Raw genomic sequence first — 1,019 nt, forward strand, 5'->3', positions numbered from 1 at the left:
GTACCATAACTTGAAAGCACTTATATAAATTAACATAGAATAAATTACGGGTTAATGAACAATAAATGCAAATGATTTTAATAATCTTAATAAGAAAAGAAGAGTGTTCAGAAAATGACCATTTTATGGACGCTCAAATATAAAAGAACATTGACCTACCCGAATTGCTAGTTGATTATTTAGCCATGACTTGATACCCGATAGAATATCTTAAAGTCTCTGGTTCCAGTGATTTAGCTGATTTTAACAGTAAAGAATACGCTAAAAGTATCATCTCTAATTTCAATTGAAAACCTTGAGGCGAATGACTTTTACAACGCTCAGCTCCTAGATTTGTCAAAAAAGAAAAAACTCGCTCAATCACTTTTCTACGTTTTGAAAAATTAGGGAAAAGGATTTTCTTTTGCTTCATGTTCTTCCTGACAGGTGTAATTAGATCAATTCCTTTTAATTCCAGCCTATCATGCAGTGACTGACCTAGATATCCCATATCTCCAAGGACTGTTGGTGTCCCAAATTGACTCAACACTTCCTCGGTCATTGAACTATCAGCCATTGAAGCAGGAGTAATTGTGTAGTCTATGACATAGCCTGATTCACTGACTAAAGCATGACATTTACATCCATAGAAGTACTGTCCCTTTGTAGCATTGTAGCCAACATTTGCATAATCTCCAAGAACTTTGCTTCTGAAATTACGAATAGGCTGACACAAAGGAAGGGGGAAGCTGTCAATAATGGATACACTCATTCCTTCAACCTCTTTAAAGACGAGTGCTTGGCGAATGACTTGGATACTCGGTAAGAGGGCATTACAACGGCGGACAAAGCGAGAATATTCTAGGAAATTAGGAAATAAACTTTGAGCCAATTGGTGCTTAGCTTTAAGTGTTTCACTAAAATGCAGTACGCCCCATAGGTAACAAGCGATCACTAAGCAATCTGATGTTGCGAGATGGACGTTCTTTCGGTTTTGAACCTCAAGGGGAACACTCGTTTGATAAAGCGTCTCAATGGTT

The 1,019-nt window shown here is 37.3% G+C and carries 1 protein-coding gene; it reads right to left on the minus strand.

The window, feature by feature from the left end; all coding sequences use genetic code 11:
* Window positions 1-175: 175 nt before the first annotated feature.
* The coding region (locus ABT263_RS38820) for an IS982-like element ISLll1 family transposase (RefSeq protein ID WP_352298658.1) at window positions 176-1,019 on the minus strand (844 nt) is incomplete at its 5' end.

The sequence above is a fragment of the Kitasatospora sp. NPDC001603 genome (genome assembly GCF_040298365.1).
Taxonomy (GTDB): Bacteria; Actinomycetota; Actinomycetes; order Streptomycetales; family Streptomycetaceae; genus Kitasatospora.